The sequence below is a fragment of the Pseudomonas mediterranea CFBP 5447 genome (assembly GCF_000774145.1).
Classification (GTDB): domain Bacteria; phylum Pseudomonadota; class Gammaproteobacteria; order Pseudomonadales; family Pseudomonadaceae; genus Aquipseudomonas; species Aquipseudomonas mediterranea.
Map to the genome: position 1 here is coordinate 571,245 of NZ_KN322983.1, position 18,699 is coordinate 589,943.

Here is an 18,699-nt window from a genome sequence, read left to right on the forward strand (position 1 = left end):
TCTTCGTTGGCCCGGTGTCAGCGGGCGTGGCTAATGGAATCTTGTTATTCGTCCGAATCCAAACAGCCTGCAAAGGCGTCATCGGACGAAAGGCGAAGGGCACGGACCCTTCGCCTTCTTAAGCGTGTTACGCGCCGACCATGGTCGGCGTGACCACCTGATTGAGATCGCCTGCGCGGGTAGGCGCGATGCCGGCCTCGAATTCAGAGCGGAAGTATTTGATCGCGCTGCCCAACGGCTCCACGGCACCCGGTGCGTGAGCACAGAAGGTCTTGCCTGGGCCGAGGAAACCCACCAGTCCCAGCAGGGTCTCGATGTCGCCGGGCTGGCCTTCGCCGTTCTCGATGGCCATCAGCAGCTTGACGCTCCAGGGCAGGCCATCGCGGCAAGGGGTGCAGAAGCCGCAGGATTCGCGAGCGAAAAACTGCTCCATGTTGCGCAGCAGCGACACCATGTTGACGCTGTCGTCCACCGCCATGGCCAGGCCGGTACCCATCCGGGTGCCCACCTTGGCGATGCCGCCGGCGTACATTTGTGCGTCCAGGTGTTCCGGCAACAGGAAACCGGTACCGGCACCGCCGGGCTGCCAGCACTTGAGTTTGTAGCCGTCGCGCATGCCGCCGGCGTAATCCTCGAACAGCTCGCGGCCGGTGACGCCGAAAGGCAGTTCCCACAGGCCCGGGTTCTTGACCTTGCCGGAGAAGCCCATGAGCTTGGTGCCCATGTCTTCGCTGCCGTCGCGGGCCAGGGATTTGTACCAGTCCACGCCGTCGGCGATGATCGCCGGCACGTTGCACAGGGTCTCGACGTTGTTCACGCAGGTCGGCTTGCCCCACACGCCTACAGCGGCCGGGAAGGGCGGCTTGGAGCGCGGGTTGGCGCGGCGGCCTTCCAGGGAGTTGATCAGTGCGGTTTCTTCACCGCAGATGTAGCGTCCGGCGCCGGTGTGGACGAACAGTTCGAAATCGAAGCCGCTGCCCAGGATGTTCTTGCCCAGCAGGCCGGCGGCCTTGGCTTCTTCCACGGCACGGTTCAGGTGCCTGGCGGCGGTGGTGTATTCGCCGCGCAGGAAGATGTAGCCACGGTAGGTTTTCAACGCACGGGCGCTGATCAGCATGCCTTCGATCAACAGATGGGGCAGTTGCTCCATCAGCATGCGGTCCTTCCAGGTGTTGGGTTCCATTTCATCCGCGTTGCAGAGCAGGTAGCGGATATTGATGGATTCGTCCTTGGGCATCAGGCCCCACTTCACGCCGGTGGGGAAGCCCGCACCGCCGCGACCCTTGAGGCCGGAGTCCTTCACGGTCTGGACGATATCGTCCTGGGCCATGTCGGCGAACGCCTTGCGCGCGGCGGCGTAGCCGTTCTTGGCCTGGTACTCGTCCAGCCACACGGCTTCGCCGTCGTCACGCAGGCGCCAGGTCAGCGGATGGGTTTCGGCCGAGCGCTTGATGCGGTTGGCGGGCCCGAAGGAAGTCAGGGTCATACGTAGCCCTCCAGCAATTTGGCGACGCCAGCGGGTGCAACGTCACCGAAGGTGTCGTCGTCGATCATCAGCGCCGGGGCCTTGTCGCAGTTGCCCAGGCAGCACACCGGCAGCAGCGTGAAGCGGCCGTCGGCGGTGGTCTGGCCGAGGCCGATGCCCAGCTTGCTCTGGATTTCGCTGACCACGGATTCGTGGCCGCCGATGTAGCAGACCATGCTGTCGCAGACGCGAATGATGTGGCGGCCTACCGGCTGGCGAAAGATCTGGCTGTAGAAGGTGGCGACGCCTTCGACGTCGCTCGCCGGGATGCCGAGGATCTCGCCGATGGCGTAGAGCGCGCCGTCAGGCACCCAGCCACGTTCCTTCTGGACGATCTTCAGGGCTTCGATCGACGCCGCGCGCGGGTCTTCGTAGTGATGCAGCTCGTGCTCGATGGCCGAGCGCTCGGTTTCGCTCAGGGCGAAACGGTCTGTCTGGATAAGCGTGCTGTTCATGCTTAGCGGTCCACGTCGGCCATAACGAAATCGATACTACCCAGGTACGCGATCAAGTCCGCGACCATGCTGCCTTTGATCACCGAAGGGATCTGCTGCAGGTGCGGGTAGCTTGGGGTACGGATCCGGGTACGGTAGCTCATGGTGCCGCCGTCGCTCGTCAGGTAATAACTGTTGATGCCCTTGGTCGCTTCGATCATCTGGAAGGACTCGTTGGCCGGCATGACCGGGCCCCACGAAACCTGCAGGAAGTGCGTGATCAGGGTCTCGATGTGTTGCAGCGTGCGCTCCTTGGGCGGCGGCGTGGTCAGCGGGTGATCCGCCTTGTACGGGCCTTCCGGCATGTTGCGCAGGCATTGCTCGATGATCTTGACGCTCTGGCGCATTTCCTCGACGCGAACCATGCAGCGGTCATAGGCATCGCCGTTGGCTGCCAGCGGTACTTCGAACTCGAAGTTCTCGTAGCCGGAGTAAGGGCGTGCCTTGCGCAGGTCGAAGTCGCAACCGGTGGAACGCAGGCCGGCACCGGTGACGCCCCATTCCAGGGCTTCCTTGGTGTTGTAGGCGGCGACGCCGATGGTGCGACCCTTGAGGATGCTGTTCTGCAGGGCGGCCTTGGTGTATTCGTCCAGGCGCTTGGGCATCCACTCGACGAAGTCCTTGACCAGCTTTTCCCAGCCACGTGGCAGGTCGTGGGCCACGCCACCGATGCGGTACCAGGCCGGGTGCAGGCGGAAACCGGTGATGGCTTCGATCACCGTGTACGCCTTCTGGCGGTCGGTGAAGGTGAAGAACACCGGCGTCATGGCGCCCACGTCCTGGATGTAGGTGCCCAGGAACAGCAGGTGGCTGGTGATACGGAAGAACTCGGCCATCATGATGCGGATGACGTCGACCCGGTCCGGCACCTTGATCCCGGCCAATTTCTCGACCGAAAGCACGTACGGCAGGTTGTTCATCACGCCGCCGAGGTAGTCGATGCGGTCGGTGTACGGAATGTAGCTGTGCCAGGACTGGCGCTCGGCCATTTTCTCGGCGCCGCGGTGGTGGTAGCCGATGTCCGGGACGCAGTCGACGATCTCTTCGCCGTCCAGTTGCAGGATGATGCGGAACGCACCGTGGGCCGAAGGGTGGTTCGGGCCCAGGTTGAGGAACATGTAGTCTTCGTTGGCGCCGGAACGCTTCATGCCCCAGTCTTCAGGCTTGAAGCGCGCGGCTTCTTCCTCGAGCTGTTGCTTGGCCAGGGACAGGCTGAACGGGTCGAACTCGGTGGCACGGGCCGGGAAGTCCTTGCGCAACGGGTGACCTTCCCAGGTCGGCGGCATCATGATGCGCGTCAGGTGCGGGTGGCCGGGGAAATCGATCCCGTACATGTCCCACACTTCACGTTCGTACCAGTTGGCGTTCGGCCAGATGCCGGTCACGGTCGGCACGCTGAGGTCGCTCTCGGACAAGGCGACCTTGATCATTACGTCACTATTACGCTCGATCGACATCAGGTGATAGAACACGGTGAAGTCGACGCCGTCGGGCAGGCCCTGGCGCTTGGTGCGCAGGCGCTCGTCCACGCCGTGCAGGTCATAGAGCATGACGTACGGCTTGGGCAGGTTGCGCAGGAAGGTCAGGACTTCGACGAGTCTGGCACGGGCGACCCACAGCACCGGCATGCCGGTGCGGGTCGGCTGGGCGGTGAACGCCTCGGGGCCAAAACGATTGTTCAGTTCGACGACCACATCCTGGTCGTCTGCCTTGTAGGGCGGGATGTACAGAGCACTGCCTGTAGTCATGGTTATTTATCGCTTTCGGTCAACGTAAAGAATGAAGCCAGGTTCGTGTTTCTTGTTCAGGAACAGAGCTGGATCAGACTTCGTCGGGGCTGCGCAGGTTGGTGACTGCGATACGCTGTTCGCGGCGCTGTTCCTTTTGCGACGGCATCTCGGCGCGATAGACGCCTTGATCGCCGACGACCCAGGACAGTGGGCGACGCTCCTGGCCAATCGATTCCTGCAACAGCATCAGGCCTTGCAGGAAAGCTTCGGGGCGGGGCGGGCAGCCAGGCACGTAGACGTCCACGGGCAGGAACTTGTCCACCCCTTGAACGACGGAATAGATGTCGTACATGCCACCGGAGTTGGCGCACGAACCCATGGAGATCACCCACTTCGGTTCGAGCATTTGCTCATAAAGACGCTGGATGATCGGCGCCATCTTGATGAAGCAGGTACCGGCGATAACCATGAAATCCGCCTGACGCGGCGATGCCCGGATCACTTCGGCGCCAAAGCGCGCGATGTCGTGGGGCGCCGTGAAGGCGGTGGTCATTTCCACGTAGCAGCACGAAAGGCCGAAGTTGTACGGCCACAGGGAGTTCTTGCGACCCCAGTTGACCGTGCTGTTCAGCACGTCTTCGAGCTTGCCCATGAAGATGTTCTTGTGGACTTGATCTTCTAACGGATCGGAGACGGTTTCCCGTTCGCCAATCGGATACTGCTCGTTAGGAGCATCGGGGTCGATCCTGGTGAGATTGTATTGCATTGCCAAAGCCTCATTGTTTCAGCTTCGCTTGCCGCTTGCGCCGAGCTTCCGGAGCCCAATCAAGTGCCCCCACCCGGAATAGGTAGACAAGACCTGCCAACAGAATTGCTATGAAAACGAGAGCTTCGACAAATCCGGTCCAGCCGCTTTCGCGGACGGACACAGACCAGGCAAAGAGAAAGAGGGCTTCGATATCGAAGATCACGAAGAGCATCGCGACCAGATAGAATTTGGCTGAGAGCCGCAAGCGGGCGCCACCGGTAGGCAGCATGCCGGACTCGAACGGTTCGTTTTTGCTGCGGCCCCAGGCTTTTGACCCGAGCAGGCTCGACAGCCCGAGCATGAAGGCACACAGGCCGACGACACCCAGAAGGAAAATGGCAAAGCCCCAGTTGTGGGCCATGAGTCCTGTCGCTTCGGGCATGCTGGAAATCCTTAACAGAGGGCAAAGGGCCTCTGAGCTTGAAAAGAAATAACGCAGTGACGATATGTCGCAGCAATCAATCGCGGTGATTTTATGGCTAAACACCGGGCAAGTAAAATTCCGATAGCGAAATTATTTATTGGAATAAGGACATGGCACACCTCCAAGGCTGCGCAGCCCCGGCCCTGCGGGCATTGGCCGATTATTCATTCACTCTGCTTTGTTCGCGCTGCAACAATGATAATGCCTTTCAAATGATAATTATTATTGTTTGTCCGGGCTTTTCATCATTAATCCGGTGCAGTCGCTGAGAACTTTTCTTACAGGTTCGCTACTGCAATTGTCAGCGCCGGCCGTTTTACTCTTTTTCAGACTACCTGTTACTGCGTTCGATCAATTTTTCTGAAGTCGCACTTTTTTCTTGTGGGAGCGAGCCTGCTCGCGATAGCGGTGCATGAGCTTGTACTGATGTTGAATATGCCGGCGCTATCGCGAGCAGGCTCGCTCCCACAGGGAAGATGTGTTGCTGGTAAAGGGTAGGCGAAAAAAAGCCCCGAACCAGTCGGGGCGTCAGATCGTCGGCCTTGCGGTTAGCTTTTATTCGGTCCGCAAGGGCCGTTGCCCATTGATCAGTGGAACTGCTCTTCTTCGGTCGAACCGGTCAGTGCGGTCACCGACGAAGTGCCGCCCTGGATCACGGTGGTCATGTCGTCAAAGTAGCCGGTGCCCACTTCCTGCTGGTGAGCCACGAAGGTGTAGCCCTTGGCGGCGTCGGCGAATTCCTGCTCCTGCAGCTTCACGTAGGCGGTCATGTCGTTGCGGGCGTAGTCGTGCGCCAGGTTGAACATGCTGTGCCACATGTTGTGAATGCCGGCCAGGGTGATGAACTGGTGCTTGTAGCCCATGGCGGACAGTTCGCGCTGGAACTTGGCGATGGTCGCGTCGTCCAGGTTTTTCTTCCAGTTGAAGGAAGGCGAGCAGTTGTACGACAGGATCTGGTCCGGGTATTCCTTCTTGATCGCTTCGGCGAAGCGGCGAGCCTCGTCCAGGTCCGGCTTGGCGGTTTCGCACCAGATCAGGTCGGCGTACGGCGCGTAGGCCAGGCCGCGGGCGATGGCCTGGTCGAGGCCGGCGCGGACTTTGTAGAAGCCTTCCTGGGTGCGGGTCCCGGTCACGAACGGCTGGTCGTACGGATCGCAGTCCGAGGTCAACAGGTCAGCAGCGTTGGCGTCGGTACGGGCCAGGATGATGGTCGGTACACCGGCAACGTCGGCAGCCAGACGGGCAGCGGTCAGCTTCTGCACGGCTTCCTGGGTCGGTACCAGTACCTTGCCGCCCATGTGGCCGCATTTCTTCACCGAAGCCAGCTGGTCTTCGAAGTGAACGCCGGCGGCGCCTGCCTCGATCATGCTCTTCATCAGCTCGTAGGCGTTCAGGACGCCGCCGAAACCGGCTTCGGCGTCAGCCACGATCGGCGCGAAGTAGTCGATGTAGCCTTCGTCGCCTGGATTCTTGCCGGCTTTCCACTGGATCTGGTCGGCGCGACGGAACGAGTTGTTGATGCGCTTGACCACGGTCGGAACCGAATCCACCGGGTACAGCGATTGGTCGGGGTACATCGACTCGGCGGAGTTGTTGTCCGCAGCCACTTGCCAGCCCGACAGGTAGATCGCCTGGATGCCGGCCTTGACTTGCTGTACCGCCTGGCCGCCGGTCAGGGCGCCCATGCAGTTGACGAAATCTTTCTCGGGACGGAAGGATGGCTTGGCGCCCTGGGTTACCAGGTTCCACAGCTTCTCGGCGCCCATTTTCGCAAAGGTGTGCTCAGGTTGAACCGAGCCACGCAGGCGGACGACGTCAGCAGCGGAATAATTGCGCTTCACGCCTTTCCAGCGTGGGTTCTCAGCCCAGTCTTTTTCAAGGGCTGCAATTTGCTGTTCGCGTGTCAGTGCCATGGAAATAAACCTCGTCGCATCGTCGGGTGTGGAAGATTCCTGCTCCTGCCGATCCGCCAGTCATTGGCGAAGAAGGCTGCTCGCTGGCCAGGGGGCCGGGCATACAAGTCGGTTCAGGCGGGGAGGCGACGGGATGAACGATGGGCTCGAGGGGAAAGTGAGCAGGTAGAGGCGGACTGCGGGCGCATTCGGGCGTCGTGGGCCCTTGTACGAACTCAGAGTGATGCCGGGTTACCTAGTTACGCTTCCGTCCCTCGGGACAACTTCGTTCCAGTCGCAACCTCGTCAAACACACCTTGTGGGCAGTACAGACACGAATCGGCTTGCGGGGTAGGTGCAAGCGGCGACCCGAAGGCCCTTGCCAGGGCCCCTGATTAGCGGGAGCGAGGCCATCATGCCTTCGGTTTTTTGGCTCGTCAAACGTTTTGTAGTGCTTTTTTTCAAGCACTACATCTTTGGTCTAATACGACTCATCAGTCAGTTTTTGGTGCTTCAGTTCAGGGTGTCGACCTTGACCCGCAGAATCATGTCGTCGCGGCCTTGTGTCGAGTAGCTGCGGGTCAGGCCTTGTTTATCGGCCTGGGTCTGGCGATTCACGCCCGCCAGGGTGATCCATTCACCCAGTCGGCCGCTGACCGTTGTGTCGGTACTCTGAACGTTCACTACATCAGGACGTTCCTGGCTCATGCGGTCACGGTTGGTACTGATGCTCAGATGAACGGTCTCGCCGGTGACGCTGGCGGTGACATAGAAACCCTGGGTGACGTTGCGGTATTCGGTCTGGCTTTGCATGCGGCCGTAGCTGTCGGTCTGGTTGCTGGTGAACGGTACGCTCTGGCCGACCTGGATCAGTGCCGGCTGGCCTTCGCTGGCTTGTACCTGTTGCACGCCGCCGTCACGGCTGGCCGTGCTGCGGTTGATGATGCGGGTCTGGCTGGGGGCGGCGCCGTTGATGGAGTAGCCCTGGTCGCCTTGCAGGTTGTTCTCGTTGGTGTCGACCGTGATCAGCAGGCGCTTGGGGGCGGTGTCCAACTGGGCCAGGAACTGCCGGAGTTCCTCGATCTTGCCGGGAGCGGCGTTGACGATCAGTTGGTTGCCGTAGGCGCTGACCTGGCCGTCCTTGCCGATGAAATTCTGCGCCACCGGAAGCAGGTCGGCGCTGGTGCGGTAGTTCAACGGCACGATTTGCGTATCGGCCATGACCGACAGGCTGCAGCCGAGCAGCAGGGTGGCCAGGAGGGTGCGTAGGGACATTCCGTTTCTCCGCGGGACAAAGGCTGGATATTGCCAGTTTGTCGGCCCAGGGTGGGGCAAGTTGAATGATAGACGGCAAAACGCCCCGGCATCGGTGGATGGCGGGGCGTCTTGGGGTTGATGCTTTTGTGGCGAGGGAGCTTGCTCCCGCTGGGCTGCGTAGCAGCCCCAAAAGCTTGCGAGCGCTGCGCACTCGAGCGGGAGCAAGCTCCCTCGCCACAGGTGTTCATCATGCCCCAGATCAAGACTGTGTCAGGCCGAGCGACGCACCATATCCACATGGGGAATCCCGGCTTCCAGGAATTCCTCGCTGACCACGGCGAAGCCCAGTCGCTCATAGAACGGCGTGGCGTGCACCTGGGCGCTGAGTTTCTGTTGCTTGAGGCCGCGCTTTTCGGCCTCCGCGATCACCGCGTGCATCAGGGCGTCGCCGACCTTCAGGCCGCGCCAGTCCTTGAGCACCGAGACACGGCCGATGTGACCGTCGGTCAGCAGGCGTGCAGTGCCGATGGGGAAGTCGCCTTCGAAGGCGAGGAAATGCACCGCGCCCTGATCGTCGGCGTCCCATTCCAGCTCGGGCGGAACGGACTGCTCGACAATGAATACGCTCTCACGAATGCGCCGGATCTCGGCGTTTTCCTTTTGCCAGTCTGCGACACGAACGTGGATTTTATTCATCGGCGAACCCCAGGCTGCCTTGCTTGACCAGCTCATGGATCAGGCCGCGACCGTCTTCGTCGGCCAGCCATGGGCTGAGGTTTTCAATGTGCAGGGCATCGGCCGCGCAGATCATTTTCAGCAGTTCGCGCAGCTTGCCCGGCAGGTAGCGGCTCTGGCCGCTGGCGAACAGCAGCAGGTCGTCATCCACTTCCGACCAGGCCAGGCGCGCGCTCGGGTTGCGGATGATCACGGCGCCCTGTTCCAGGCCGGCCAGCAGGTCGTCTTCTTCCAGTTCGGGACCTACCACCAGTTCCGGGTAGCGCGGCTCGGTCATGAACTGGCCGAACCAGGTCAGCAGCAGGCGTTCGTCGCTCATGTGTTCGGCCAGCAGGCCCTTGAGGCGGTCGAGGGCGTCGTGCTGGATCTGGTGCGGATCGCTCACCGGGCGCGCGTCGGCGTCGGTGTAGCGCTCTTCGTCCGGCAGGAACTGGCTGAGGAAGTCGGTGAAGTGGGTCAGCACTTCGGCGGCGCTCGGCGCGCGGAAACCCACGGAGTAGGTCATGCAGTCATCCACGGCCACGCCGCAATGGGCCAGGCGCGGCGGCAGGTAGAGCATGTCGCCCGGTTCCAGGACCCACTCGTCGGTGGCGTCGAAGTCGGCGAGGATGCGCAGGTCGGCGTGAGGCAGCAGCGGGCTGTCGGAGTCGCACATCTGGCCGATCTTCCAGTTGCGCTTGCCATGGCCTTGCAGCAGGAACACGTCGTAGTTGTCGAAATGCGGACCCACGCTGCCACCGGGGGCGGCGAAGCTGATCATCACGTCGTCGATGCGCCAGCTCGGCAGGAAGCGGAAGTGCTCCAGCAGTTCGCTGACTTCCGGGACGAACTGGTCGACCGCCTGCACCAGCAGGGTCCAGTCGCGCTCCGGCAGTTTGCTGAATTCGTCTTCGGCGAACGGGCCGCGACGCAGTTCCCACGGGCGCTCGCCGTGCTCGAGCACCAGGCGCGATTCGACTTCTTCTTCCAGGGCCAGGCCGGCCAGTTCGTCGGCATCGATCGGGCTTTCGAAGTCAGGAATCGCCTGGCGGATCAGCAGCGGCTTTTTCTGCCAGTAGTCGCGCAGGAACTCCCGTACCGTGATGCCGCCCAGGAGTTGCAGAGGAATATCAGGATTCATGTGTAACCTATTGAAAAAATATACTTTTCAGACGCGAATAAAAACGCCCGGCGCGGCCGGGCGTCTCAAGGGTGCAGCCGTGTGTCAGATACGCTTGGCTTGGGCCGCCGCATTGCCGATGTAGCTGGCTGGGGTCAGCTTCTTCAGCTCCGACTTGGCATCGGCTGGCATGTCCAGGCCGTCGATGAAAGTCTGCAACGCTTCAGGGCTGATGCCCTTGCCACGGGTCAGTTCTTTCAGTTTTTCGTACGGGTTTTCGATGTTGTAGCGACGCATCACGGTCTGGATCGGTTCGGCCAGGACTTCCCAGCAGGCGTCCAGGTCGGCGGCGATCTTCTGCTCGTTCAGTTCCAGCTTGCCGATGCCCTTGAGGCTGGCTTCGTAGGCGATGACGCTGTGGGCAAAGCCCACGCCCAGGTTGCGCAGCACGGTGGAGTCGGTCAGGTCGCGCTGCCAGCGGGAGATCGGCAGTTTGCTCGCCAGGTGCTGGAACAGCGCGTTGGCGATGCCCAGGTTGCCTTCGGAGTTTTCGAAGTCGATCGGGTTGACTTTGTGCGGCATGGTCGAGGAACCGATTTCGCCGGCAACGGTGCGCTGCTTGAAGTAGCCCAGGGAGATGTAGCCCCAGATGTCGCGGTCGAAGTCGATCAGGATGGTGTTGAAGCGCGCGATCGCGTCGAACAGCTCGGCGATGTAGTCGTGCGGTTCGATCTGGGTGGTGTACGGGTTGAAGCTCAGGCCCAGTTCGTCTTCGATGAAGGCGCGGGCGTTGGCTTCCCAGTCGATCTGTGGATAGGCCGACAGGTGGGCGTTGTAGTTACCCACGGCGCCGTTGATCTTGCCCAGCAGCGGGACGGCGGCGACTTGGGCGATCTGGCGCTCCAGGCGATACACCACGTTGGCCAGCTCTTTGCCCAGGGTGGTCGGCGACGCCGGTTGACCATGGGTACGCGACAGCATCGGCACGTCGGCGAAGCGGATCGCCAGTTCGCGGATGGCCTGGGCGACTTGACGCATCAGCGGCAGCATCACGTCGTCACGGCCTTCGCGCAGCATCAGGGCGTGGGACAGGTTGTTGATGTCCTCACTGGTGCAGGCGAAGTGGATGAACTCACTGACGTTCGCCAGTTCCGGCAGCTTGGCCGCCTGCTCCTTGAGCAGGTATTCGATCGCCTTGACGTCGTGGTTGGTGGTGCGCTCGATCTCTTTGACGCGCTCGGCGTGCTCCAGCGCGAAGTTCTCTGCCAGGGCGTTGAGCACCGCGTTGGCTTCGGCGGAGAACGCCGGGACTTCGCCGATGGCGGGATGGGCGGCCAGGCGCTGGAGCCAGCGCACTTCAACCAGGACGCGGGCACGGATCAGGCCGTACTCGCTGAAAATCGGGCGCAGGGCCTGGGTTTTGCCGGCGTAGCGGCCGTCTACAGGGGAAACCGCAGTGAGCGAAGAGAGCTGCATGGGGTGTTCTCGGACAGTCGGGCAACGAAATGGGGCGCGTATCATACATGAAAACAAGCGCCGGTCCGTCGCCAACTGACCGGCGTATTACGCGTAACGAAATAAAACTGTTTATTACCTGTGGCGAGGGGATTTAGCCCTAAAAGCAGCGAACTCAATCTTCTTGGCGCACCGAGTTGCCTGGTTTGAGGCCGCTTCGCAGCCCAACGGGGATGAATCCCCTCGCCACAAAAAAACGAGTTGAGGCGACTATTCGTTGCGCATCAACGGGTAAAGCTCTTTCAGCAATTTGCGTCGGCTGATCACCAACTGCCAGCGATGCCCGCCCAGTTGTCGCCACAGCCGTGCCGAACGGATGCCCGCCAGCAACAAGGCGCGAATCTTCGAGGCGTTGCTCGGTTGCTGCAGGTTGCGCATGTCGCCGTGGACCTGGATACGCTGGCGCAGGGTGCTCAGGGTGTCCTGGTACAGCGCGCCGCAGGCCGCGATAACGTTTTCATGGGTGGGGCCGAAATGCTCGACCTGGGACTGGATCTGCGGCAAGCGCTTGCCGATGGTGTCCAGCAGGTCGTCGCGCTTGGCGAGCTGGCGTTCAAGGCCCAGCATCGACAGGGCATAGCGCAGCGGCTCGCGCTGCAGGGCGCTGGGATCGCGCTCGAGGGCGCCGATCAGCGCGCGATAACCTTCGCGCAGGTTCAAGTCGTCGCCGCCATAGACTTCCAGAGTGTCCTTGGGGTCGCGTACCAGCAGGCTGCCGAGCATGCAGCTCAAGCCGGCCTCGGAGGTCTGGCCGGTCTTGGCGATCCGGTCCACCAGCACGGCGGCGAGAAACACACCACCCAGCGCTGTCAGTTGCTCCTGGGTCGGGCTCATGCCTTGCTGCTCCACGGCTCTGCGACTTCGATCACGCCGCCGCCCAGGCAGATTTCGCCGTCATAGAACACCACGGACTGGCCGGGCGTCACCGCCCGTTGTGGGTCATCGAAGGTGGCGCGGTAGCCTGCGGCGGTCTTTTCCAGGGTGCAGGGCTGGTCGCTCTGGCGATAGCGCACCTTGGCTGTCAGGCGACGCGGTTCGCTCAGGTCGATCGGGTTGACCCAATAGATGTCGGAGGCGAGCAGGGCGCGGGAAAACAACCAGGGGTGGTCGTTGCCCTGGCCGACGATCAGCTCGTTATGCTCCAGGTCCTTGATCAGCACGTACCACGGCTCTTCGCCGGCGTCTTTCAACCCGCCGATGCCCAGGCCCTGGCGCTGGCCGATGGTGTGGTACATCAGGCCATGGTGACGGCCGATGACTTCGCCTTCGGTGGTCTTGATCTCGCCCGGCTGGGCCGGCAGGTACTGCTTGAGGAAATCGCTGAAACGGCGCTCGCCGATGAAGCAGATCCCGGTGGAATCCTTCTTCTTCGCGGTGGCGAGGGCGTGTTTCTCGGCGATGGCCCGAACTTCGGGCTTCTCCAGTTCACCTACCGGGAACAGCGTCTTGGCAATCTGCTCGCCGCCGACGGCATGCAGGAAGTAGCTCTGGTCCTTGTTCGGGTCCAGGCCCTTGAGCAGTTCGGTGCGCCCGTCGATGTCGCGACGGCGCACGTAGTGACCGGTGGCGATCAGGTCGGCGCCGAGCATCATGGCGTAGTCGAGGAACGCCTTGAACTTGATTTCGCGGTTGCAGAGGATGTCCGGATTCGGCGTGCGACCGGCCTTGTACTCGGCCAGGAAGTGCTCGAACACGTTGTCCCAGTACTCGGCGGCGAAGTTGGCGGTGTGCAGCTTGATGCCGATCTTGTCGCACACGGCCTGGGCGTCCGCCAGGTCGTCCATGGCGGTGCAGTATTCGGTTCCGTCGTCTTCTTCCCAGTTCTTCATGAACAGGCCTTCCACCTCATAACCCTGCTCGATCAGCAGAAGGGCGGAAACGGAAGAGTCCACGCCGCCGGACATGCCGACAATGACGCGTTTCTTGGTGGTGCCGGAAGGAGCTGGATCACGCATAGGGATTCAATGAGTGTCTTGAAAAAGGACGCGATTCTATCAGGCCCGGGCGCGCAAGGCTAAAGGGAAGGGCGTATCAGTGCCAGGCTGTGGCGATGGCCGGCCAGATAATCGTCAATGCAGCGGATGATCAGCTCGCTGCGCCAATGATCGCGCTGTTCGAGCAGTTCGTCGCGGGTCAGCCAGCGGGCGTCCAGGATGCCGTCGTCCAGTTGATAGTTGGGGTGGTGCTTGAGGGCTTTGGCGGCGAAGCAGACCCGCTGGTAGGTCACGCCATTGCTGGGAGCGGTGTACAGGTAGATGCCGATCACGCTGGTGGGCTCGACGTCCCAGCCGGTTTCCTCCAGGGTCTCGCGCACGGCGGCTTCGATCAGGGTCTCGTCCGGGTCCAGGTGCCCGGCGGGCTGGTTGAGCACCGCGCGCCCGCCCTTGGATTCTTCCACCATCAGGAAGCGGCCGTTGTCCTCGACGATGGTGGCGACGGTGATGTGGGGTTTCCAATCCATGTGGCTTCCTCGAAATTTGAATAATGAAACACAAGCCCTGTGGGAGCGAGCCTGCTCGCAATAGCGGTGGGTCAGCCATACAGGTGTTGGATGATAAACCGCTATCGCGAGCAGGCTCGCTCCCACAGGGTAATAGGTTTGTAAGGGAAATTGGGGGGGGCCAGAAGCACAAACCCCGGCACAAGGCCGGGGTTTGTGGTGCTTCCTTACAACCTTACACCAGCGCAGCGATTGCCGCGTTGAAGGTTGCGCTCGGGCGCATGGCCTTGCTGGTCAGCTCAGGGTTGGCGAAGTAGTAGCCGCCGATGTCCACCGGCTTGCCTTGAACGGCATTGAGCTCGGCAACGATTTTTTCTTCGTTGTCAGTCAGCGTCTTGGCCAGGGTGGTGAACTGCGCCTTGAGGGCTGCGTCGTCATCCTGGGCGGCCAGTGCCTGGGCCCAGAACAGGGTCAGGTAGAAGTGGCTGCCACGGTTGTCGATACCGCCGACCTTGCGCGAAGGCGACTTGTTGCGGTCCAGGAACTCGCCAGTCGCCTGGTCGAGGGTCTTGGCCAGCACCAGGGCTTTCGGGTTGTCGTAGGTCACGCCCAGGTGTTCCAGGGAAGCGGCCAGGGCCAGGAACTCGCCCAGGGAATCCCAACGCAGGAAGTTCTCTTCCAGCAGTTGTTGAACGTGCTTCGGCGCGGAACCGCCAGCGCCGGTTTCGAACAGGCCGCCACCGTTCATCAGCGGCACGATCGACAGCATCTTGGCGCTGGTGCCCAGTTCCATGATCGGGAACAGGTCGGTCAGGTAGTCGCGCAGCACGTTGCCGGTCACCGAGATGGTGTCCTTGCCTTCGCGGGTACGGGCCAGGGTGAACTTCATCGCTTCGACCGGCGACATGATGCGCAGGTCCAGGCCAGTGGTGTCGTGGTCCTTCAGGTAAGCCTGGACCTTCTCGATCACTACGCCGTCATGGGCGCGCATCGGATCCAGCCAGAAGATGGCCGGGGTGCTGCTGGCGCGGGCACGGTTGACCGCCAGCTTGACCCAATCCTGGATCGGTGCGTCTTTGGTCTGGCACATGCGGAAGATGTCGCCAGCCTCGACGTTCTGCTCCAGCAGGGTGCGACCGTTGCTGTCCGAGACACGGACCACGCCGTCGGTCTTGATCTGGAAGGTCTTGTCGTGGGAACCGTACTCTTCGGCTTTCTTGGCCATCAGGCCGACGTTCGGCACGCTGCCCATGGTGGTCGGGTCGAAGGCGCCGTTGGCCTTGCAGTCTTCGATCACCGCCTGGTAGATGGTGGCGTAGCAGCGGTCCGGGATCACGGCCTTGGTGTCGTGCAGCTGGCCGTCGGTGCCCCACATCTTGCCGGAGTCACGGATCATGGCCGGCATCGAGGCGTCGACGATGACGTCGCTCGGCACGTGCAGGTTGGTGATGCCCTTGTCGGAGTTGACCATCGCCAGGGATGGGCGCACCGCGTAGACCGCCTGGATATCGGCTTCGATCTGCGCCTGCTGCTCGGCCGGCAGGGCCTTGATGCGGGCGTACAGGTCGCCGATGCCGTTGTTCAGGTTGAAGCCGATCTGCTCCAGCACCTGGGCGTGCTTGGCCAGGGCGTCCTTATAGAACTCGGCGACGATCTGGCCGAACATGATCGGGTCGGAGACCTTCATCATGGTGGCCTTGAGGTGAACCGACAGCAGTACGCCTTTTTCCTTGGCGTCTTCGATTTCGGCGGCGATGAAGTTGCGCAGGGCATTCTTGCTCATCACGGCGCAGTCGAGGATCTCACCGGCTTCCACGGTGGTCTTTTCCTTCAGGACGGTGGCAGTGCCATCCTGGGCGATCAGCTCGATTTTCACGCTGCCGGCGGCGTCGATCAGGGCGGCTTTTTCGCTGCCGTAGAAATCGCCGGTGCTCATGTGGGCCACGTGGGATTTCGAGTCTGCGGTCCAGGCGCCCATTTTGTGCGGGTGCTTGCGGGCATAGTTCTTGACCGACAGCGGTGCGCGGCGGTCGGAGTTGCCTTCACGCAGGACCGGGTTCACGGCGCTGCCCTTGACCTTGTCGTAGCGGGCCTTGGCTTCTTTGTCGGCTTCGCTGGTCACGGTTTCCGGGTAGTCCGGCAGTGCGTAGCCCTGGGCCTGCAATTCTTTGATCGCGGCCTGCAGTTGCGGCACCGAGGCGCTGATGTTCGGCAGCTTGATGATGTTGGCTTCAGGCGTAACGGCCAGGTCGCCCAGTTCGGCGAGGTGGTCGGCTACGGCTTTGTCACCCAGTTGCTCGGGGAAGCTGGCCAGGATGCGCCCTGCGAGGGAGATGTCGCGGGTTTCCACGGCAATCTCGGCCGAAGCGGTAAAGGCTTCGACGATCGGCAGCAGCGAATAGGTGGCGAGGGCGGGCGCTTCGTCGGTGAAGGTATAGATGATCTTCGAGCGGGTGGGCATATTCGGATTAACTCTCTTCTTTGCTAAAGCATGCGCAGAAACTCGAGGGGCGCCGGGTAAGCGCGTTCGTTCAAAGTCAGCCGTGAGCCGAATGTCGAGGTTTCTTCGCGGTGATGTTGGGTGCATCAGTCGAGCGTCAAGCGGTCGGGCCGCGGTAACGGTCCGGCTTTATAACTGGCGGGAAGGCTCTTGGTAGAGCAGTCAGCCGTCGTGACCCTGCGGTCAGCGGCGGCATTATACATAGGTAGCTGGCAATCTGCCGATGGTTCATAGACCTCCGTACACGTCCATTGGTCTAAACGTCGCAGGCCCCGGGCCATGGACTATGCTCACAATTGGCGCTTTTCCCTTGTTTTTCAGGCTTGTACACGGCGAACTGTGCGAGTTTCCCGCCGATGGGTCTAACGTAGGGTTTGCGCGTCGATTCAACTGGGGTACGCTCGAACGCAGCCAGATGTTCAATCCAAGCAATGGAGTTCAGCATGGGGTATCAAAAGATTCAGGTTCCAGCCGTCGGTGACAAAATCACCGTCAATGCAGACCATTCTCTTAATGTTCCCGACAACCCGATCATCCCCTTCATCGAAGGCGACGGCATTGGCGTCGACATCAGCCCGGTCATGATCAAGGTTGTGGACGCTGCGGTGCAGAAGGCCTACGGCGGCAAGCGCAAGATTTCCTGGATGGAGGTCTATGCCGGTGAAAAAGCCACCCAGGTCTATGACCAGGACACCTGGCTGCCCCAGGAAACCCTGGATGCGGTCAAGGACTACGTGGTTTCCATCAAGGGGCCCCTGACCACGCCGGTCGGCGGCGGCATCCGTTCGTTGAACGTAGCCCTGCGTCAGCAGTTGGACCTGTATGTCTGCCTGCGCCCGGTGCGCTGGTTCGAAGGCGTGCCGAGCCCGGTGAAGAAGCCTGGCGACGTGGACATGACGATTTTCCGTGAGAACTCCGAAGACATCTACGCGGGCATCGAGTGGAAGGCCGGTTCGGCCGAGGCCACCAAGGTCATCAAGTTCCTGAAAGAAGAAATGGGCGTCACCAAGATCCGTTTCGACGAAGATTGCGGCATCGGCGTCAAGCCGGTCTCCAAGCAGGGCACCAAGCGCCTGGCCCGCAAAGCCTTGCAATATGTGGTCGACAATGACCGCGATTCCCTGACCATCGTGCACAAAGGCAACATCATGAAGTTCACCGAAGGTGCCTTCAAGGAGTGGGCCTACGAAGTGGCTGCCGAAGAGTTCGGCGCGACGCTGCTCGATGGCGGGCCGTGGATGCAATTCAAGAATCCGAAGACCGGCAAGAACGTGGTCGTCAAGGACGCCATCGCCGATGCGATGCTCCAGCAGATCCTGTTGCGTCCGGCTGAATACGACGTGATCGCAACCCTGAACCTCAATGGCGACTACCTCTCCGATGCCCTGGCGGCGGAAGTGGGCGGTATCGGTATCGCGCCGGGCGCCAACCTGTCCGACACCGTGGCGATGTTCGAAGCGACCCACGGTACCGCGCCCAAGTATGCGGGCAAGGACCAGGTCAACCCGGGATCGCTGATCCTGTCTGCAGAAATGATGCTGCGTCACATGGGTTGGACCGAAGCGGCTGACCTGATCATCAAGGGCACCAATGGCGCGATTTCGGCCAAGACCGTGACCTATGACTTCGAACGCCTGATGGAAGGCGCCAAGCTGGTGTCGTCCTCGGGCTTCGGCGATGCCTTGATCTCACACATGTAAGCGGATCGACGCGCAATAAAGGACGCCCGGCTCGAGTGATCGAGCCGGGCGTCTTTTTGACCGATGACTACAGCAGGTCAATGGGTTTCAGTGACTCTGGTTTTGACTTTGACTTTTTCGGGGGTGGAGGTGCTTTCGACCTCGACCGGCGAAATATTGACCGCATGCAGCCCCTTGGGGCCCTGGATCACTTCGAATGTGACAGGTTGCCCGGCCTTCAGGGTTTTGTAGCCTTCCATCCTGATAGCCGAGAAATGCGCGAAAAGGTCTTCATCCCTGCCAGACGCCAGAATGAAGCCGTAGCCCTTGGCGTTGTTGAACCATTTCACCTTGCCACTCATCTTGACGACCGACATAGACCATTTCCCTCTGCAACGCACTCCATCACTGGAGTATCATCCAGTTCATCCGCAATCTAATCTTGTTTTAAGGATCGATTCCACGGACCTTTTTAACCCACGATGGGCTCTATTGGTTGTAACACCGTTTTGCCGATAGTCAAGGTGACCTGGCAGCGGCGGTTGAAATCGTCAGCCAATGCCCCCATCACTGTATTTGCCAACTAAACGAACCTTTCTTT

General features: G+C 61.2%; 16 protein-coding genes. 1 reads left to right on the top strand and 15 read right to left on the bottom strand.

Features of this window, described 5'->3' with window-relative positions; translation table 11 throughout:
- Nucleotides 1-127: 127 nt before the first annotated feature.
- From nuoF to N005_RS08180, 14 genes are all read right to left on the bottom strand, one after another.
- Entirely contained in the window at nucleotides 128-1,486 is a 1,359-nt protein-coding gene (nuoF, locus tag N005_RS08115) for an NADH-quinone oxidoreductase subunit NuoF (RefSeq protein ID WP_047700706.1), read from the bottom strand.
- The gene (gene nuoE / locus N005_RS08120) at nucleotides 1,483-1,980 is read right to left on the bottom strand and encodes an NADH-quinone oxidoreductase subunit NuoE (protein ID WP_024779316.1); all 498 of its coding nucleotides are present in this window, start codon (nucleotides 1,978-1,980) and stop codon (nucleotides 1,483-1,485) included. The genes nuoF and nuoE overlap by 4 nt, the downstream gene beginning before the upstream one ends.
- Nucleotides 1,981-1,982: 2 nt before the next feature.
- On the bottom strand, nucleotides 1,983-3,767 hold the full coding sequence (gene nuoC / locus N005_RS08125; protein WP_047700707.1) for an NADH-quinone oxidoreductase subunit C/D: 1,785 nt from the start codon (nucleotides 3,765-3,767) through the stop codon (nucleotides 1,983-1,985).
- 73 nt (nucleotides 3,768-3,840) lie between these two features.
- Complete coding sequence (locus N005_RS08130) at nucleotides 3,841-4,515, bottom strand: NuoB/complex I 20 kDa subunit family protein (RefSeq protein WP_024779314.1); 675 nt, start codon at nucleotides 4,513-4,515, stop codon at nucleotides 3,841-3,843.
- Nucleotides 4,516-4,525: 10 nt separating this feature from the next.
- Nucleotides 4,526-4,939, bottom strand: coding sequence for an NADH-quinone oxidoreductase subunit A (locus N005_RS08135; protein WP_024779313.1), 414 nt, complete (start codon nucleotides 4,937-4,939; stop codon nucleotides 4,526-4,528).
- A 629-nt stretch (nucleotides 4,940-5,568) separates the two neighbouring features.
- Nucleotides 5,569-6,894 (bottom strand): isocitrate lyase, encoded by a 1,326-nt coding sequence (gene aceA, locus N005_RS08140; RefSeq protein ID WP_041021072.1) that lies wholly within the window; start codon nucleotides 6,892-6,894, stop codon nucleotides 5,569-5,571.
- A 492-nt stretch (nucleotides 6,895-7,386) separates the two neighbouring features.
- Nucleotides 7,387-8,148, bottom strand: coding sequence for a secretin N-terminal domain-containing protein (locus N005_RS08145; protein ID WP_047700708.1), 762 nt, complete (start codon nucleotides 8,146-8,148; stop codon nucleotides 7,387-7,389).
- A gap of 252 nt (nucleotides 8,149-8,400) precedes the next feature.
- Nucleotides 8,401-8,826: a GNAT family N-acetyltransferase gene (locus N005_RS08150; protein WP_047700709.1), complete on the bottom strand. Its 426-nt coding sequence runs from the start codon at nucleotides 8,824-8,826 to the stop codon at nucleotides 8,401-8,403.
- Nucleotides 8,819-9,985, bottom strand: a complete 1,167-nt coding sequence (locus tag N005_RS08155; RefSeq protein ID WP_047700710.1) for a ribosomal protein uL16 3-hydroxylase — start codon at nucleotides 9,983-9,985, stop codon at nucleotides 8,819-8,821. The genes N005_RS08150 and N005_RS08155 overlap by 8 nt, the downstream gene beginning before the upstream one ends.
- A gap of 84 nt (nucleotides 9,986-10,069) precedes the next feature.
- On the bottom strand, nucleotides 10,070-11,440 hold the full coding sequence (gene purB / locus N005_RS08160; protein WP_047700711.1) for an adenylosuccinate lyase: 1,371 nt from the start codon (nucleotides 11,438-11,440) through the stop codon (nucleotides 10,070-10,072).
- Between the two features lie 249 nt (nucleotides 11,441-11,689).
- Nucleotides 11,690-12,313, bottom strand: a complete 624-nt coding sequence (gene hflD, locus N005_RS08165) for a high frequency lysogenization protein HflD (protein WP_047700712.1) — start codon at nucleotides 12,311-12,313, stop codon at nucleotides 11,690-11,692.
- On the bottom strand, nucleotides 12,310-13,434 hold the full coding sequence (gene mnmA / locus N005_RS08170; RefSeq protein WP_047700713.1) for a tRNA 2-thiouridine(34) synthase MnmA: 1,125 nt from the start codon (nucleotides 13,432-13,434) through the stop codon (nucleotides 12,310-12,312). Before mnmA ends, hflD begins: the two co-directional genes overlap by 4 nt.
- A gap of 59 nt (nucleotides 13,435-13,493) precedes the next feature.
- A complete protein-coding gene (locus tag N005_RS08175) occupies nucleotides 13,494-13,940 on the bottom strand; it encodes an NUDIX hydrolase (protein WP_047700714.1) in 447 nt (148 codons plus the stop codon).
- Nucleotides 13,941-14,154: 214 nt separating this feature from the next.
- On the bottom strand, nucleotides 14,155-16,380 hold the full coding sequence (locus tag N005_RS08180) for an NADP-dependent isocitrate dehydrogenase (RefSeq protein WP_047700715.1): 2,226 nt from the start codon (nucleotides 16,378-16,380) through the stop codon (nucleotides 14,155-14,157).
- Nucleotides 16,381-16,862: 482 nt separating this feature from the next.
- On the opposite strand from N005_RS08180, the gene icd reads away from it, so the two are divergent.
- Entirely contained in the window at nucleotides 16,863-18,119 is a 1,257-nt protein-coding gene (icd, locus tag N005_RS08185) for an NADP-dependent isocitrate dehydrogenase (protein ID WP_024779303.1), read from the top strand.
- A 77-nt stretch (nucleotides 18,120-18,196) separates the two neighbouring features.
- Here icd and cspD read toward each other — a convergent pair whose 3' ends face one another.
- Nucleotides 18,197-18,460 (bottom strand): cold shock domain-containing protein CspD, encoded by a 264-nt coding sequence (gene cspD, locus N005_RS08190; protein WP_230166680.1) that lies wholly within the window; start codon nucleotides 18,458-18,460, stop codon nucleotides 18,197-18,199.
- Nucleotides 18,461-18,699: the final 239 nt, after the last annotated feature.

Bases quoted from the DNA above. Each gene is read 5' to 3' on its own strand.
- nuoF (WP_047700706.1), bottom strand. From the start codon at position 1,486: ATGACCCTGACTTCCTTCGGGCCCGCCAACCGCATCAAGCGCTCGGCC.
- nuoE (WP_024779316.1), bottom strand. From the start codon at position 1,980: ATGAACAGCACGCTTATCCAGACAGACCGTTTCGCCCTGAGCGAAACC.
- nuoC (WP_047700707.1), bottom strand. From the start codon at position 3,767: ATGACTACAGGCAGTGCTCTGTACATCCCGCCCTACAAGGCAGACGAC.
- N005_RS08130 (WP_024779314.1), bottom strand. From the start codon at position 4,515: ATGCAATACAATCTCACCAGGATCGACCCCGATGCTCCTAACGAGCAG.
- N005_RS08135 (WP_024779313.1), bottom strand. From the start codon at position 4,939: ATGCCCGAAGCGACAGGACTCATGGCCCACAACTGGGGCTTTGCCATT.
- aceA (WP_041021072.1), bottom strand. From the start codon at position 6,894: ATGGCACTGACACGCGAACAGCAAATTGCAGCCCTTGAAAAAGACTGG.
- N005_RS08145 (WP_047700708.1), bottom strand. From the start codon at position 8,148: ATGTCCCTACGCACCCTCCTGGCCACCCTGCTGCTCGGCTGCAGCCTG.
- N005_RS08150 (WP_047700709.1), bottom strand. From the start codon at position 8,826: ATGAATAAAATCCACGTTCGTGTCGCAGACTGGCAAAAGGAAAACGCC.
- N005_RS08155 (WP_047700710.1), bottom strand. From the start codon at position 9,985: ATGAATCCTGATATTCCTCTGCAACTCCTGGGCGGCATCACGGTACGG.
- purB (WP_047700711.1), bottom strand. From the start codon at position 11,440: ATGCAGCTCTCTTCGCTCACTGCGGTTTCCCCTGTAGACGGCCGCTAC.
- hflD (WP_047700712.1), bottom strand. From the start codon at position 12,313: ATGAGCCCGACCCAGGAGCAACTGACAGCGCTGGGTGGTGTGTTTCTC.
- mnmA (WP_047700713.1), bottom strand. From the start codon at position 13,434: ATGCGTGATCCAGCTCCTTCCGGCACCACCAAGAAACGCGTCATTGTC.
- N005_RS08175 (WP_047700714.1), bottom strand. From the start codon at position 13,940: ATGGATTGGAAACCCCACATCACCGTCGCCACCATCGTCGAGGACAAC.
- N005_RS08180 (WP_047700715.1), bottom strand. From the start codon at position 16,380: ATGCCCACCCGCTCGAAGATCATCTATACCTTCACCGACGAAGCGCCC.
- icd (WP_024779303.1), top strand. From the start codon at position 16,863: ATGGGGTATCAAAAGATTCAGGTTCCAGCCGTCGGTGACAAAATCACC.
- cspD (WP_230166680.1), bottom strand. From the start codon at position 18,460: ATGAGTGGCAAGGTGAAATGGTTCAACAACGCCAAGGGCTACGGCTTC.